This window comes from Amorphus sp. MBR-141 (assembly GCF_053628695.1).
The window spans coordinates 232,418-248,425 of record NZ_JBRJGW010000001.1 but is presented as its reverse complement, the minus strand read 5'-3'; the positions used below and the strand labels follow the sequence as shown (position 1 = coordinate 248,425).

General features: G+C 69.3%; 12 protein-coding genes. 4 read left to right on the top strand and 8 right to left on the bottom strand.

The annotated features are described in order from the left end of the window. The first annotated feature begins 25 nt into the window (after positions 1–25). A complete protein-coding gene (locus ACSSVZ_RS01105; RefSeq protein WP_453967750.1) occupies positions 26–1,180 on the top strand; it encodes a DNA recombination protein RmuC in 1,155 nt (384 codons plus the stop codon). A gap of 55 nt (positions 1,181–1,235) precedes the next feature. Next, positions 1,236–2,180, top strand: coding sequence for a 2-hydroxyacid dehydrogenase (locus ACSSVZ_RS01100; protein WP_453967749.1), 945 nt, complete (start codon positions 1,236–1,238; stop codon positions 2,178–2,180). On the opposite strand, the gene ACSSVZ_RS01095 is transcribed toward ACSSVZ_RS01100, so the two are convergent. From ACSSVZ_RS01095 to ACSSVZ_RS01085, 3 genes are all read right to left on the bottom strand, one after another. Then, on the bottom strand, positions 2,174–3,046 hold the full coding sequence (locus ACSSVZ_RS01095) for a C40 family peptidase (protein ID WP_453967748.1): 873 nt from the start codon (positions 3,044–3,046) through the stop codon (positions 2,174–2,176). The genes ACSSVZ_RS01100 and ACSSVZ_RS01095 overlap by 7 nt on opposite strands. Continuing rightward, the gene (locus tag ACSSVZ_RS01090; protein WP_453968020.1) at positions 3,043–4,422 is read right to left on the bottom strand and encodes a leucyl aminopeptidase family protein; all 1,380 of its coding nucleotides are present in this window, start codon (positions 4,420–4,422) and stop codon (positions 3,043–3,045) included. Before ACSSVZ_RS01090 ends, ACSSVZ_RS01095 begins: the two co-directional genes overlap by 4 nt. Before the next feature lie 156 nt (positions 4,423–4,578). Then, entirely contained in the window at positions 4,579–4,743 is a 165-nt protein-coding gene (locus ACSSVZ_RS01085) for a hypothetical protein (protein ID WP_453961934.1), read from the bottom strand. Positions 4,744–5,607: 864 nt separating this feature from the next. Between ACSSVZ_RS01085 and ACSSVZ_RS01080 the strand changes: the two genes are divergently transcribed. Beyond that, positions 5,608–6,111 (top strand): MaoC/PaaZ C-terminal domain-containing protein, encoded by a 504-nt coding sequence (locus ACSSVZ_RS01080; RefSeq protein WP_453967747.1) that lies wholly within the window; start codon positions 5,608–5,610, stop codon positions 6,109–6,111. Between the two features lie 118 nt (positions 6,112–6,229). Here the strand turns inward: ACSSVZ_RS01080 and ACSSVZ_RS01075 are convergent, their stop codons facing one another. The 4 genes from ACSSVZ_RS01075 to ACSSVZ_RS01060 form a co-directional block, all read right to left on the bottom strand. Then, entirely contained in the window at positions 6,230–7,729 is a 1,500-nt protein-coding gene (locus ACSSVZ_RS01075) for a phosphomannomutase/phosphoglucomutase (RefSeq protein ID WP_453967746.1), read from the bottom strand. A gap of 137 nt (positions 7,730–7,866) precedes the next feature. Then, complete coding sequence (upp, locus tag ACSSVZ_RS01070; protein WP_453967745.1) at positions 7,867–8,496, bottom strand: uracil phosphoribosyltransferase; 630 nt, start codon at positions 8,494–8,496, stop codon at positions 7,867–7,869. Positions 8,497–8,531: 35 nt separating this feature from the next. Next, on the bottom strand, positions 8,532–9,767 hold the full coding sequence (locus ACSSVZ_RS01065; RefSeq protein WP_453967744.1) for a DUF1688 family protein: 1,236 nt from the start codon (positions 9,765–9,767) through the stop codon (positions 8,532–8,534). Next, the gene (locus ACSSVZ_RS01060; RefSeq protein ID WP_453967743.1) at positions 9,757–11,013 is read right to left on the bottom strand and encodes a GTP cyclohydrolase II; all 1,257 of its coding nucleotides are present in this window, start codon (positions 11,011–11,013) and stop codon (positions 9,757–9,759) included. Before ACSSVZ_RS01060 ends, ACSSVZ_RS01065 begins: the two co-directional genes overlap by 11 nt. A 243-nt stretch (positions 11,014–11,256) precedes the next feature. On the opposite strand from ACSSVZ_RS01060, the gene glk reads away from it, so the two are divergent. After that, a complete protein-coding gene (glk, locus tag ACSSVZ_RS01055) occupies positions 11,257–12,282 on the top strand; it encodes a glucokinase (RefSeq protein ID WP_453967742.1) in 1,026 nt (341 codons plus the stop codon). A gap of 135 nt (positions 12,283–12,417) precedes the next feature. On the opposite strand, the gene ACSSVZ_RS01050 is transcribed toward glk, so the two are convergent. Further along, on the bottom strand, positions 12,418–15,804 hold the full coding sequence (locus ACSSVZ_RS01050) for an autotransporter outer membrane beta-barrel domain-containing protein (RefSeq protein ID WP_453967741.1): 3,387 nt from the start codon (positions 15,802–15,804) through the stop codon (positions 12,418–12,420). Positions 15,805–16,008: the final 204 nt, after the last annotated feature.

The following is a 16,008-nucleotide window of genomic DNA, read 5'->3' as shown; positions in this document are numbered from 1 at the left end:
ACCGCGAATCAGCTATCCTCCGCCCATGTCGGATCCGATCTTCGTGTTTCAAGGCCACGCGGTGACCCAGATCGAGGCGCTGCTCGGCGTCGCGATGGCGGTGATCGTCATCCTGCTGCTGGTGACGCTGCGGCTCGCGGCCGGCCGAAATGGCGCAGGCAACGCCGACACGGTGCGCGCGATGGAGGTCCAGATGGCCCAGATCCTGCGCATGCAGGCGGAGACGTCCGGCCGGCTGCAGACGGTGGCGGAGGTGTTCGGCAGCCGCCAGTCGGAGCTGACAAAGGCGGTGTCGGAGCGCCTCGACGGAATGGGCCACCGGCTGGGTTCGTCGATGTCGCAGGCCTCGAACGCCACCCACGAGACGCTGCGCCAGTTGCACGAACGGCTCGCCGTCATCGACCGTGCGCAACGCACCATGTCGGGGCTCTCCGACCAAGTGTCGCAGCTGGAGAGGATCTTCGCCGACAAGCAGAGCCGTGGCGCGTTCGGCCAGGCGCGGATGGAGGCGATCATCCGCGACGGGCTGCCGGAGGGCGCCTTCTCCTTCCAGCCGACGTTGTCGACCGGCGCGCGTCCGGACTGCACGATCCGGCTGCCGAACGGCGCCCCCGTCCTGTGCATCGACGCCAAATTCCCGCTGGAGGCCTTCGCCCGCATCGAGGCGGCCGACACCGACGCTGCCCTCAAGGAGGCGCAGCAGGCGGCGCGTCGCGACCTCATCAAGCACGTCGACGACGTGCGGAAGAAATATCTCGTCCCGGGGGAGACTCAGGACCTCGCCTTCGTGTTCGTGCCGTCGGAATCGCTGTTCGGCCAGATCCACGACCGGTTTCCCGACGTGGTCCAGCGCGCTTACCGGGCCCGGGTGGTGATCCTCTCTCCGACGCTGCTGCAGCTCGCGATCCAGGTGGTCGTCACCGTCATCCGCGACGCCCGCATCCGCGAGGAGGCACACGTCATCCGCGCCGAGGTCGGCCACCTGATGGACGACGTGGACCGGATGACCGAGCGCGTGATGAAGCTGCAGCAGCATTTCGGCCAGGCCCAGCGGGACGTCGAGCAGATCGTCATCTCAGCGGAGAAGGTCGCCAAGCGCGGCGGCCGGATCGAGGCTCTCGACATCGAGCCGGACGACCAGGGGCCGGCCGCACCGGTCCGCGCGGCCGGCGAGGCATGACGTCCCAACCGCCGTCGCGCTTGATCTCGGCGCCCGCGTCGGGCACCTGATCGCCATGAGCATTCTCTTCGCCGCCCGGGGCTTCACGCCCGAGCCGTGGCGCCGCCACCTGGAAGCCGTCGCGGACGGTCGCCGGGTCGTCGTCGACGGCATCGACGCCTACGACCCGTCGGACATCCGCTACGCGGTCGTCTGGCAGCCGCCGCGCAACCTGCTCGCCGAACTCCCCAATCTCGACGTCATCTTCAACCTCGGCGCCGGCGTGGACGCGCTGCTGGCGGACACCTCGCTGCCGGCTCGGCCGATCGTGCGCGTCGTCGATCCCGACATGACCGGCCGCATGACCGAGTGGATCGTGCTGCAGGTCCTGACCCACCATCGCGGCGCACTCCGCTTCCAGGCGCGGCAGCGGGCCCGCGAATGGGTCTCCGAGAGCTTTCCGGCTGCGCACGAGGTCCGGGTCGGCGTGATGGGGATGGGGGTGCTCGGATCCGACGCCGCCGCCATGCTGCAGCGGCTCGGCTACCGGGTCACCGGCTGGAACCGCTCCGCGAAGACCGTCGAGGGGATCGAGGTCGTCTCCGGCGCCGCGGCGCTCGACGGCTTCCTGGCGCGCACCGACATCCTGGTGGTGCTGCTGCCGCTGACGCCGGAAACGCGCGGCCTTCTCGACGCCTCGCTGTTTGCTCGGCTCGCCCGCGACGGGGCGCTCGGCGGACCGATGCTGATCAACGCCGGGCGCGGCGGCCTGCAGATTGAGGCCGACATCGTCGCCGCGCTGGAAGCAGGCACCCTGAAGGGCGCCTCCCTCGACGTGTTTGAGACCGAGCCGCTTCCGGCGACGAGCCCTCTCTGGGACCGGCCGGAGGTGGTGATCACGCCCCACGTGGCAGCCGAGAGCAACCCGCCCGCCATCTGCCGGGGCATCGTGGCCCAGATCGCCGCGTTCGAGCGCGGGGACCCGCTCCAGAACGTCGTGGATCGCACCCGGGGCTATTGAGCCGAGGACAGGATCCGCCGGACGGTGCGCACCGGCCCCGCGCTGGCGGCGATGCGCTCGCGCGCTTCGGCCACCGGTTCGATGACCGTCATCATGTGGAAGCCGTTGGCGTGCAGCAGCTGGCCGTCGTCGATCATCACGCCGACATGGCCCGGCCAGAACAGCAGGTCGCCGCGCGCCAGGCCCTTGTCCTCCACCGCCGTTCCGAGCGCCGCCTCCTGCATGTCGGAATCCCGGGGCGCGGCGATGCCGGCCATCCGGCAGGCGATCTGCACCAGCCCCGAACAGTCGATGCCGGCACGCGTCGTGCCGCCCCAAAGGTAGGGCGTTCCGAGGAACGTCTCGGCGACGGCGACCCAGTCCGGCGCGGTCTCGCCCAGCGGCGCCAGATGCTTGGCGACGACCGCACCACCGGTGGCGAGCTTGGCGTAGGCCAGGCCGCCGCGGATTTCGGGGCCGCCGACGGCGACCGACGCGCCCATCGGCAGCGTGGCAAGCGGCGGCAGCTTCAGGTCCGGACCCGGAAACAGGAAGGTTGCCGGCACGGTGACCCGGTGGGTCGGCGCGGGATAGGAGGCCCCCAGATCCTCGCCCGGCATGTAGCCGACGTAGCCGTCCTCCTCGCGCTGGCACCACGCCCAGCCCTCGGCCGTCTCCTCGAAGACGCGCACGAGATCGCCGACGAGCGCCTCGGTGTCGAGCGGACCGTCGGCGCGGGGTTCCCGCCGCATCGGGGCGACCGCCGCGATCACCCGGCGCAGCGTGCCCTCCACGAACCGGTCGGCACTCACCCGGTCCTTGAGACGGGCATCGGCGAGATCGGGACGGGTGGCGTGCACGCGGCGATCCAGGGTTTCCGCGCTCATCGGGTCGCTCCCGCGCGCTCCTTGAGCAGGGCATAAAGACCACGGATCGCCTGCGCGGCCGCGCCCTTCGGATGGCCGGGCCGGTCGCTCTGCGACCAGGCGTAGAGGTCGAGATGGACCCACGCGCCGGCCTTTTCGACGAAGCGCTCGAGGAACAGTGCGGCGGTGATCGCGCCGGCGAGCGGCTGCGTGGTGATGTGGTTGATGTCGGCGATGTCAGACTTCAGCCAGGCCCGGTAGCCGGGCCACAGCGGCAGCCGCCAGCTCGGGTCGTTGACCGCCATGCCGTGGCGGGCGATCGCCTCGGCGAGCGCATCGTCGGCGGTGAACAGCGCCGGCAGCTCGGGTCCGAGCGCCACGCGCGCGGCGCCGGTGAGCGTGGCGAAATCGATCATCAGCTCGGGCGCCTCCTCGTCGGCGAGCGCCAGCGCATCGGCGAGGATCAGGCGGCCCTCGGCGTCGGTGTTGCCGATCTCGACCGAGAGTCCCTTGCGGCTCTTGAACACGTCGCCCGGCCGGAAGGCATTGCCGGCGATGGCGTTTTCGACGGTCGGGACGAGCAGCCGAAGCCGCACCGGCAGGGCTGCGTCCATGATCATCTGGGCCAGCCCCAGGGCGTGGGCAGCCCCGCCCATGTCCTTCTTCATCAGCAGCATGGCGCTCGGTGGCTTGATGTCGAGGCCGCCGGTGTCGAACACCACGCCCTTGCCGACGAGTGTCACCTTCGGTGCGTCCTCCGGCCCCCATTTGAGGTCGACGAGGCGCGGCGCGCGCGGGCTCGCGGCGCCCACGGCATGGATGAGCGGGAACCCCTCCTCAAGCGCCTCGCCCTCGATGACGGTCACGGTGGCGCCGTAGCGTTCGCCCACCCGGCGCACCGCCGCGGCGACCTCGGCCGGTCCGAGTTCGTTGGCCGGCGTGTTGACCAGGTCGCGGGTCAGCCGGGCCGCGGCGACCATGCGGTCCACATCGGCCCCGTCAACCGACGCCGGCACGACGAGGCGGACGGCCTTGTCCTTCGAGGCGACATAGCGCTCGTAACGATAGGCCGAGAGCGCGAAGCCGAGCACGGCCTGGGTCGGATCGTCGAAGCCGCTCTCGAGGCGGTAGGTGCCGGCCGGGAGTTTCTGGAGGGCGGCGGCGGCAAACGGATCCGAATCTCCGTTCCCAAGGCCGAGAAGAGCTGCGCCGATTCCCCCGTCCGGGCCGGGAAGCGCCAGCACGCTGCCGGCCTTGCCGGCAAAGCCGTTGACACGCGCCCAGTCCGCCATCGGCGGGGCAAGGCCCTCGACGACGCTGGCGGCATTGGCGGCGGTGGCGGCGTAGATGGGGATAGCCCCGGCTTCAGCCGAGGTCTCGACGAGACACGCGTCCAACTTCTGCACTCCCTGGCGATCCGGGCACGCCTCGCGCGCCCGGTGCGGGCGGCGAACGGTCCGGAGTCCTTTTAGCAGCTTGTCGGACGACTGAAAGGGAGAGCCCTTCCACGAACGGCGGCGGGCGGCCCGCCGCCGTCTTCTGTCATGGAGCGATCAGATTCCCGCCCCGAATATCCAGCCCACCAGACCCACGATTGGGCCGCCAACCGCCATCAGGGCGACGGCGATGGCCGAGGCGAGAAGTGCCGCGACGAGCCCAAGCTCGCCTGAACTTCCAACCCGTCCCATCGGGTTCAACTGTTTGACTTGGGTCCGCATGACCCTACTCCCGCTTGTTCGCTTGTATTCCGCCACGCCGATCTTCTTCTGGCTCACTCGTGACGACTGCCTCACAAGCAGGACCATGGGGATCGGCCCCTTGCGCAAGCGTTAACCGGCCCGCCTGGACTGCATCGAACCCCGGCGAATCAGGCTCCAGGGTTAATTTCTTCTAAGCGAATTGCGGCGAATTATCGGGAGGTCAGGCTGGCGCCAGCCCGGCGTGAGAGAACCGCGACGCCGTGCGCCACGTGCCACACGCTTGAATGGGGTCCGCATTCCTTCTCTCCCGGAGAGCGAAAGCGCACTGGTTGCTCTAATTTTGCGCGGAATTCCGCCATCCCATGGATAAAAACGCACCCGTTGCACTTTTTTCTTGAAATTAGGCGCACGGGGTGCATATTAGGGTCCAGGCACAACAGAGAAAAACGGAGGCCCCCATGTTGAACGAACTCATCCTCGGCCGCGCACTCTATGTCCGGTCGCCGAAAGACGAGGGATCGAAGTCCCCCAGCCGTATCGTCAGCGCCACGCGTGGTGCCTGGCAGTGGCTCGTGGCTCGTCCCTGACAGATGACCGAAAGGCACGGCTCCTCCCGGAGCCGTGCCGTTCGTCGTTCAGGATGCCTCTGAAACGTCCTGCGGCCCCGCCGCCCGAGAAACCGGGCGCGGGGCCGCATCCGTTCGATGCGGCAGATCTCCCAGCGCCCCCGCCGCATTCCGGCGTCGGAAAGGCGAACGATCCCACGCTCTTGCGATCCCATCCGACGAAAGAGTGGATCGCCTTTTGCCGGAAATGCTACGACTTGATGAACCACCCGCCGTATTCCGGTCGCGGGCGACAAACGTGTACAGGGAGTCCCAGATGGCGGCAGGCGAAGCGTCCACACGTTTGGACGGCGCACCGAAGCGTGACCGGGCCGCCCGGCGCTACTTCGAGGATCTCGAAGAGGGCGAACACCTGCCGTCCCTGTCGGTGACGCTCAGCGAGGCCGACATCATCGACTTCGGCACGGCCTACGACCCGCAGCCCTTCCACGTCGATCCCGACGACGCCAAGGATTCGATCTTCGGCGGCCTCGTCGCCTCGGGCATCCACACGCTGGCGGCCTGCACGCGGCTGGTGGTGGACGGGCAGAAGGGTCTGGTGGTGGTGTCGGGACTGGGGCTCGATTCGGTCTCGTTCTCGAACCCGGTGATGGCCGGGGACCGCCTCACCATCGATGCCTGGTGGAGCGATCTGAAGCGCTCCGCCTCGAAGCCTGAGCGCGGATTCGCCCGGCTCAACTGCCGCATCCGCAACCAGAACGGCGTGATCGTCGCCGACTATGCGTATCGCTACCTGATTGCCAGTCGGCCGACCGGCTGACGCACTGCCCCGTAGAGGCAAGCCCGGCTCAAAAACCCGAACCGGCACATGCCTCCACGCGGCCAGATGTGGGCTTGAAGCACCGGGCACCCCTGCCCGGCACCTCGCCTTTCCGTGGTCAGATCGTCTGGTTGTAGGCGCCGACTTCCGGGTTCTCGCGCAGCACGGCGTCGACGGCCTTGAACATCTCGCGCATCCGCGCCTCGGACACCGGGCTCTCGATGACGACCACGAGTTCCGGCTTGTTGGAAGAGGCCCGCACCAGGCCCCAGGTGCCGTCGTCGGACACGACGCGCACGCCGTTGACCGTGATCAGGTCCTCGATCGCGTGCCCGGCAACGGTCTCGCCCGCCGCCTTCATGTCCTGGAAGCGCTGCACCACCTTGTCGACGACGCCGTACTTGGTCTCGTCGTCGCAGTGGGGCGACATGGTCGGCGTCTGCCAGGTCTTCTGCAGTTCGCCACGCAGGTCCGACATCGACTTCGACGGATTGCGGTCGAGCATCTCCATGATGGCGATGGCCGAGATCAGGCCGTCGTCGTAGCCGCGCCCGACCGGCGGATTGAAGAAGAAGTGGCCGGACTTCTCGAAGCCGGCGATGGCCTTCAGCTCGGTGACGCGGCGCTTGATGTGCGAGTGGCCGGTCTTCCAGTAGTCGATGTGGGCGCCGTTCTCCTTCAGCACCGGATCGGTCTGATAGAGGCCGGTCGACTTCACGTCGGCCACGAAGGTCGCGTTCGGGTGCAGCTTGGAGAGGTCGCGCGCGAGCATCACGCCGACCACGTCGGCATAGATCTCCTGGCCCTTCTCGTCGATCACGCCGCAGCGGTCGCCGTCCCCGTCGAAGCCAAAGCCGACATCGGCCTTGTGCTCCAGCACCGCATCGCGGATCGCATGGAGCATCTCCAGGTCTTCCGGGTTCGGGTTGTACTTCGGGAAGGTGAAGTCGAGCTCGGTGTCGAGCGGGACCACCTCCACGCCGAGGCGCGCGAGGACGTCCGGCGCGAAGGCGCCGGCGGTGCCGTTGCCGCAGGCCGCGACCACCTTCAGCGGACGCTTGATCTTCCGGTTCTGGACGAGGTCGTCCATGTAGCGCTGGGCGAAGCCTTCGACAAATTCGTAGGATCCGCCGCCGGACAGGTCGAACGCGGCGGCGAGCACGATCTCCTTCAGGCGCCCCATCTCGTCGGGGCCGAAGGTGCGCGGACGATCGGCGCCCATCTTCACGCCGGTCCAGCCGTTCTCGTTGTGGGAGGCGGTCACCATGGCGACTGCCGGCACGTCGAGCTCGAACTGGGCGAAATAGGCCATCGGGGTGACGGCGAGGCCGATGTCGTGGACCTTGCAGCCGGACGCCATCAGGCCGGAGACCAGCGCCATCTTGATGGAGGAGGAATAGGAGCGGAAATCGTGTCCGGTGACGATCTCCTGGGGTTTGCCCATCTCCTTCAGGAGCGTGCCGATGCCCATGCCGAGCGCCTGGATGCCCATGACGTTGATCTCCTCACCGAAGATCCAACGGGCATCGTACTCGCGAAAGCCGGTCGCCTTGACCATCGGCTCGGATTCGTAGGCGTAGGTGTTCGGCGTCAGCTGCGGCTTCGGCGTGGGAAACATGGGGCAGATCCTCGGTCCGGGTCCGTCTTTGTTCGGTGGCTTCTCGTAGCGCACCGTACCGGCGTTGAAAACTCGATTGCAGGCGAAATAGCGGCGCCCGCAGCGGCTTGGTCCGCGACGTGGAAGTCGAGGGCAGCCTACTTCGTTCCGAACAGCCGGTCGCCCGCATCGCCGAGACCCGGCATGATGAAGGCCTTCTCGTCCAGCCGGTCGTCGATCGCCGCGGTGAAGATCGGCACGTCGGGGTGATGGTCGCGCAGATTGGAAAGCCCCTCCGGCGCCGCCAGCAGGCAGACGAAGCGGATCTCGCCGGCGCCCGCTTCCTTCAGCCGGTCGACCGCAGCGATGGCGGAATGACCGGTCGCGAGCATCGGATCGACGACGATGGCGAGGCGCTCGTTCAGCCCCTCCGGCGCCTTGAAGTAGTACTCGACCGCCTGCCGGGTGTCGGGGTCCCGGTAGAGCCCGATGTGGGCAACGCGCGCCGACGGCACGAGGTCGAGCATGCCATCGAGCATCCCGGTCCCGGCGCGCAGGATCGGCGCGAACACCAGCTTCTTTCCCGACAGCACCGGCGACATCATCGTCGCGACGGGAGTCTCGATCTCCACATCCTCGATCGGCAGGTCGCGGGTGGTCTCGTAGCAGAGCAGCACGGCCAGCTCGCGCACCAGCTGCCGAAAGCTCGCCGTCGAGGTGTCCTTCCTGCGCAGAAGGGTCAGCTTGTGTCGAACCAGCGGATGGTCGACCACCGTCACGCCCTGCATGTGCCGTCCTATCTCGCCTGCGCCATGGAACGTGTTCAGAAGACGGTACCGTCGCTGACGATCCGCAGCGGCGGACTGCCGTCGGCGCGGCGCTCGTAGGCGAGTGCACGGCCGGCGGCCCAGCTTCCGCCCTCCAGAACGCAGGCAAGCGGAAACGCCGCCGGGCTGATGTCGAGTCGCTGGCGGACCGCATCCGCCAGCCGGTCCAGCAGCGCCACGGTCATGCCGCGCCATCCGACGACGAGCGGGCTGTCGACGGCGTGCTCCCGCGCCGCGTCGGCCGGGTCCTCCAGCTGCAGCACGCCGCTGTCGAGAAACAGGCCGCCGTTGCGGTATTCCGCCAAGCCGGGAAGCCCGTCGAGGTCGGTCACCGTGACGCCGGCGAGGTCGAGCGGTTCGATCAGCGACAGCGCCAGCCAGGTGGAGAGCTTGTGGAAGGCGACGAGGCCCGTCCAGGGATCCTCTCCGGCGAGCGACGGGTGCGGCCAGGCGTCTCCGAGCGGCATCCCCAGGAGCTCGAGCCGGCCGGGAAACACCGGCGTCAGCGCATCGAGGATGACGTCGAGGATGGTCGCGGCCGGCAGCATCTCGTCGCGCGCCTCGGCGACCAGCGCGTCGATCAGGCCGCCGGGCCGGGGGTCGTCCTCCAGGGCGAAGACATCGCGGCGGTTCTCCATGACGTGGGCCAGCCGCGCCAGAAGCTGGGTGCGGCCGGCGAGTCCGACGACGGGATTGTCCGGCCCGGCCTGCATGCCGCCGGCGAGTTCTGCCTCGGTCAGGCGCGCCAGCACGACGGCGTCGGCGCGCAGCGGATCGGCCGGCACGCCGGAGAAGAGGCCCGCGGCGAACATCGCCAGCGAGGCGATGGCGAGGCCTTCCGAGCGGGCATGAGACTCCCCGGTGAGCTCTTCCCGGTAGCGCCAGTCGGGCCCGGCGCCCGCATCGAGGAGCACGCTCACCACCGCCAGATCGCCGGCCGCGCGCGCCGCCTGCCGTGGATCGGAAAATTCGCGGGCAGCCGCCAGCATGCCCCAGCGGTCGAGGCCACCGGTCTCGAAATGGCGCCAGCGGGAATGCAGCGGCACGGAGAGATCCGGATAGCGCGCCTTCGTCACCGCCACCACCCGGTCGGCCGCGTCGTCGAGCCGGTCCAGGTGCAGGGTGAGGCCGGGAAGCGCACCGCCTTCGGCCAGCGCGAAGATGCGGGCCGCCCCGGCGCGCACCGCATCGGCGCGCATCAGCGCGGCGTAGGCCTCTCGTTCAGACGTCATCCATCCTCCGTCCGCGGACCGTGGCGAGCCCGCCGTCCGCCTTGGCGGGCTCCGGGGTGTAGTAGCCGGCCGCCTTCTTCGCCTCGATCTCGACGTGGGCATCGGCGGGCACCCTGTCCTCCGGGATGGGCACGCGCTCGCCGATCGCCACGCCGGCCTTGATCATCGCGTCGTACTTCATATTCGACATCGAGACGAACCGGTCGATGCGCGACACCCCCAGCCAGTGGAAAACGTCAGGCATCAGTTCCTGGAAGCGCGCGTCCTGGACGCCGGCGACGCATTCGGTCCGCTCGAAGTAGGCCTCGGCGGTGTCGCCGGTGCGCTTGCGGGCGTTGTAGACGAGGAACTTGGTGACCTCGCCAAGCGCCCGGCCCTCTTTCCGGTTGTAGACGACGAGGCCCGTCCCGCCGGCCTGGGCGCCCTGGATGCATTCCTCGATGCCGTGGAGGAGGTAGGGGCGGCAGGTGCAGATGTCGGAGCCGAACACGTCGGAGCCGTTGCACTCATCGTGCACCCGGCAGGTGACGGCGCGCGCCGGATCGGCGAGGCCGGCCGGATCGCCGAAGATATAGACCGTCGCCCCGCCGATCGGCGGCAGGAAGACGTGCATGTCGGGCCGCGTCACCAGTTCCGGATACATGCCGCCGGTCTGCTCGAACAGCACCCGGCGGAGCGCGCTTTCGGCGACGTCGAAGCGGGACGCGATGCCCGGCAGATACCAGACCGGATCGATGGCGATCTTGGTGACGGCCACCTCCCCGCCGGCCCTCAGGACCGTTCCGTCGGGCGAGAGCCGGCCCTCGGAGATGGCGTTGGCGATTTCCGCCATGTGCAGCCGCGACCGGGTGACGGCGATCGTCGGGCGGATGTCGACCCCTTCCGCGATCAGGTCGCCGAAGGCCTCGCCCACCAGGTGCCCCCACGGGTCGAGTGCCACGATCGCGGCCGGATCGCGCCAGGCATCGGTGGCCGGAATGTCGACCACGGGCGAGGTGTTGGCCAGATCCGGCCGCTGGATCGGGTTGAGGGCGCCGGCCGTGACCGCCAGCGCCCGGTAGAGGGAATAGGCGCCGCCGTGGGTGCCGATCACGTTGCGGTCGGACGGCCGCGTGACCGAGCCGATGACCGGGCCGCGCTCGGAGGCCGTCGCCGCGCCCCACCGAATCGGAAAGCGCACGGGCGCGCCGGCGCCGGGGTGAGAGGTGAGCCGGATGTGGGAGGCGCGGTTCAAGGGGATGGCCATGATGGACTGCACATTCCTGGGACGATTGCCGTCCGTGACATATCGTGCCGACCGCCGCGCGTTGCCATTGCAAAACTTCTCTTTCGGTCAAGCACGTTGACCGAAGCGCCCGGGCACGGCCAAATGGGGACAACCGCAGCTCGTGCGTCGCGATGGCGGCGAAATCTCCATTTTCCGTGCGATCCTGTCTGGACTTCGTGCGTTGTCCCCTACGATTGATCCGAGCAGCTTCAAGGAATGCACATGGCGCGACAGCACGGTGACAACGAGCCGCTCGCCTTCCCCATCCTGATTGCCGACATCGGCGGAACGAACGCCCGCTTCGCGCTGATTTCTGACGCCTACGGGGCTCTCAAGCACTTCCCGACGGTGACGACCGCCGACTTTCCGACCCCGGTGGCGGCGATCGAGCAGGCCGTTCTCGCCCACACCTCGCTGCTCCCGAAGTCCATCGTGATGGCCATCGCCGGACCGGTCGACCTGCCGCCGATCAAGCTCACCAATGCCGAGTGGACAATCGAGCCCGAGGCATTGATCGAGACGTTTGGCTTTCGCGACGTCGTCGTCATCAACGATTTCGAGGCGCTGGCGCTCGCCCTCCCCTCCCTGGAGGAGACCGACCTGGTCCAGATGGGTGGCGGCGAGGCGCGGGAGAACGCACCCAGGGTGGTGATCGGCCCGGGCACCGGGCTCGGCGTCGCCTCGCTGGTGTCGGCCGCCGGACGGCTGACGCCGATCCCCGGCGAGGGCGGCCACGTGGCGCTCGGACCCGAGACCGACGAGGACTTCGCACTGTGGCCGCACCTGGAGCGCTTCCACGGACGCATCACCACGGAGACGCTGCTCTCCGGCGCCGGCATCGTGCGCCTTTACCGGGGCATCTGCGCGATGGGAGGGCTGTCGGCCGAACCCGCGACGCCCGAGCACGTGAGCGAGCTCGCCATGGCGGGCGACGCTGCAGCGCTGCAGGCGATGCGGCTGTTCTGCACCTATCTCGGGCGGTTCTCCGGCGATCTGGCGCTGATCTTCCTCGCCCACGGCGGCGTCTACATCGCCGGCGGCATCGGCCCGAAGATCACCCGCTTCCTGTCCGACGGCCACTTCCGCAGGGCGTTCGAGGCGAAGGCGCCCCACGAGGCCATCATGAAGACGATCCCGACGTCGCTGGTCACCCACGACCGCCCGGCGCTGGAGGGCCTGGCGGCCTTCTCGCGGACGCCGACGCGGTTCGCCATGTCGCTGCAGGGCCGCCGGTTCAAGCCCGTCTAGAGCGCTTCCCGGTGAAGTGGATCCCGGTTCTCCGTTCGCAAACGCGTCAAGACAGACAGTTGGAGCGATTGCTCATCGATCGGGTCGGCCCACCCGATCGGAAAAGGCTCCACAGCGGCCAGCTCGGCAGGCGCGTCAAAAACGCAGCGTGAAATTGCCGCGCAGCCCCTGGTCGCTGGCGCCATCGGCGATCTGGCCCGCGTAGCTGAGGCCGAGGGTCGCCCGCGTGCCGAGCGCGACATCCAGACCCGCGTCGAGCATCAGCGCATCCTCGGCGATCGCCTGCCCGGCGACGCCGAAGACGGACCCGCCGCTCGCGAACGCCATCGGCGCCGGCGTGTCGACGTCGCCGAACGCGTGGCGCCAGCCGACGCCGCCGGACAGCCGCGCGTTCATCGAGGCGATCCGCACATCGGTCGCGGCGCGCAGGCCGAGGGTGGTGAAGGTGGTGTCGTCGGTCCAGCCCGGGCTGGTCAGCGCCGCCGCACCGCCGGTCTCGGTGAAGCCGTCGGTGTCGAGATGGACGAACGCGATGCCGGCGAACGGTTCGAGGCGGGCCCGGCCAAGCCCAAAACCGTAGGCCGCCTCGGCGAACAGCTGGACGCTGTGGGCATCGGTGTCGGCCGACAGCGAATCGCTGAAGCCGGTGAAGGCGACCGAGCGGTCCATGTCGGTCGTGTGCCAGGCGTAGGCGCCGCCGCCCGACAGGGTGAAGCCCCCCAGCCGGGTCGCGCCATAGGCGCCCACTGAGGCGGTTTCCACGTCGGCAGAGGAATTGCGCGCGTCGACGTCGACGCTCGACTGGGCATAGCCGGCGAGCACGCCGAGGCGAACGGCATCGCCGATGGTGTGGTCGATGCCGACCGCGAAGCCGCCGATGGTCCGGTCGGCCGACGCGACGTTGCCGTCGCCATCATAATTCGCCCACGAGCCGTAGCCCTGGCCCCACGCCGCGAACGGCGTCGCCGCCGCGGCGGCGATCGGTGCGGCGCCGGTCTCGCCATAGGCCAGCACGCTCATGGCCGGCGCGGAGACGCGCCCGAAGGCGCCGCGGATCCGGGCGAGTGCCGCGTCGCGGACGAACTTGCTGTCCTCGACCATCGACGTCGCCGTCGTGGCGTAGGCCTCGCCGGAGAGCTGGTCGAGCGCGCCGGGCGTGGTCGCTGCGTTGAGGGCGGCGACCTCTTCCACGATCGGCGCCGTCGCCGGCAGTGAATCCAGGGCGGTGGCGACGGCGAGCTGATTGGGCGTGGTCGCGTAGGTCCGGAAATCGACGCTGCTGCGCACGCTCTCCACCATGACGCCCGAGGGCGTGTAGACCAGCGTCACGTCGAGGTAGGGATATTCGTCGGCGAAGGGATCGGAAACTGCGTCGAAGCTGCCGCTCAGCCCGCCACCCGCCGTCAGCAGCGTCATGGTGTCGAAGCCGAAGGCGAGCCCCGGCGCGGCGAGAAGCTGCAGCGTGCCGCCGGAAATCGTCACCGTCCCGGTCGCGGCGACCAGATCGCTGACGCCGCCGGGCTCCATCTCGGCCGCGTAGGTGGAGCCGGGCAGGAAGGTCACCGCGCCGTTGACCCGGACCGTCCCGACCGAATTCCCCGGCGACAGCGTGCCGGAGTTGGTGAGCGTGCCGTTGATCGTCCCGTTGCCGCCGAGCAGGCCGGCATTGACGACGGCGCTGGTGATGGTGCCGTCGTTGGTCAGCGTTCCGGCGTTGGAGACCTGCGAGCTGGCGAGCGCCGTCACGGTTCCGGCGTTGTAGAAGGTGGCGCCGGGCGCGACGGTGACGGCGCCGGCGAGGCTGCCGGACAGGCCGAGCGTGCCGCCCGCAACCGTGGTGCCGCCGGAATAGGAATTGTCGCCGGCGAGGACGAGTGTGCCGGTGCCGCCAAGGGTCAGGCCGCCGGCGCCGGAGATGTCGTTCGCCCAGACGTCGAAGGCGCTGTAGCCGCCCTGGGCAGCATTCATCGTCACGGCGACGTTGGAGGCGAAGCTGCCATAGCCGTCGGCGGCGGCGAAGAGGTTGAGCCGATCCCAGCCGGAGCCGTTGTCCAGCGGTCCGCCGGAGGCGAGCGCCGTGGTGCGCAGCACTTCCGCCCGCTGGTCGGCATCCAGATAGGGGAAGCGGCTGGCGAGCAGCGGTGCGGCCGCGGCCAGTGTCGCCTGCTCGGTGGCCGTCGACCCCATCACGCGGCCGGCGGACGCGCCGGGCGTGAACCCGGTGCCGCCGTTGCCGTTGGCCACGTCGCCGTAGGTGGCGAGGTTGACGTACTGGGTGCGCAGGTTCCGGAAGGCCTGGGCCGACGGGATGGCGCCGGAGGCGATGCAGGCGGCGAGGCCGTTGGCGGCGCAGACGTCCGCGTAGGGGGATTCGTTCAGAAAGCCGGCATCCCCGCCGAGCGCCACGCCCAGATCGGCGTTCGCCTGCTGGAAGAGCGCCGGAAGCGCCGCGAGCCCGATCGATCCCGCCCCGCCCGTGCCGGCCTCCGCATTCATCAGGGCGATGGTATAGGCGACGTTGAAGGTTCCGAGCATGCGGCCGCCGATCACGTCGAGCGGGTAGTGAATGCCGAAGATGTTGCGGCTGCGGCCGAACTCGGCGCCGGCCATCACCAGGTCCTTGTAGTACCGGGGCGCGACGATCGCCGAAGTGAGTCCAATCTCCATCCCGTAGGTGCTGTGACCGCTCGGAAACGACGCGCTATCGACGTAGCCGCCCCAGTCCTGCGCCTGCAGCGTGCCGTGCGGGGCCGAGGTGTCGGCGAAGCTCGGGTTGGCGTCCTGCTGGATCGAGATGGCGTATGACGCAGGCAGCTGGCTGGCACCGGTCAGCGCGGTCCACGGCGTCCCACCAATCGAGGCGGAGGTCAGGAAGGGACGCGGGTCCGCCACCCCCGGCGGGTAGGCCCCGCCGGCCGGGTTCGGGTAGTTGATGTAGGCGTTCGACACCGCCGAATAATAGTCCTTCGCCTGGCCGGCACTCGCGCCCCCCAGGCCCATGATGAGCTCATAGAAGCTGTCTGGCGCGGCCCCTGTCCCGGGCGTGACCAGGTCGCCGACGCTGAAACCGTCGCTCGGGGTGCCGCCGCCGGCGGTGGTCGAGATGGTCCAGTCGGCCATCTTCCAGACGTTGAACACCGGGACGTAGGGATAGTCCGGGTTCGTGTTCGCCGTTCCCGGCACCGCCGGGCCGTCCTGCAGCTGCGAGTTGATGGCCGCGATGGTGCGCATGTCGGCCGCCGTCATCGTGGTCGTGACGGCGCCGAAGCTCGGCGAGGCGTAGACGCTTTCGACGAGGCTGAGGTTCTCCTGGAGGACGCTGCCCTGCGAGACGGGGCCGTTCTTGTAGGCGATGAACTCCGAAAGAAGGTGTTTGTACGCGCATGGATTGGCGTGCTTGCCGCAGCCGAAGAAGCCGCCCTCCGACGTGCTGCCCTGGGCGAGCGCCGCGCCACTGGCCCAAGCGACGAGGAGCACTCCGCCAAGCGCCCCGCGTGACAACGCCATCCCCCGCACGCCCATGCCGCTTCCCCTCCCCCGACCTCGCTGTCGCCGCCGAAAGGCGGCGGCGCGCACGGCCCCCGGCGCACCACCGCGCTTCACCGTGGCGCGACCGGAGGTTTTGTTGCCATCGCCAGATAACAACACGGTGAAATCCCTGCCTACCCCCCGAATTCGGGGTGGTCCGGGGGAAGGCGGTCCCGCCGGCGGGCGCCCGCGCGCGGC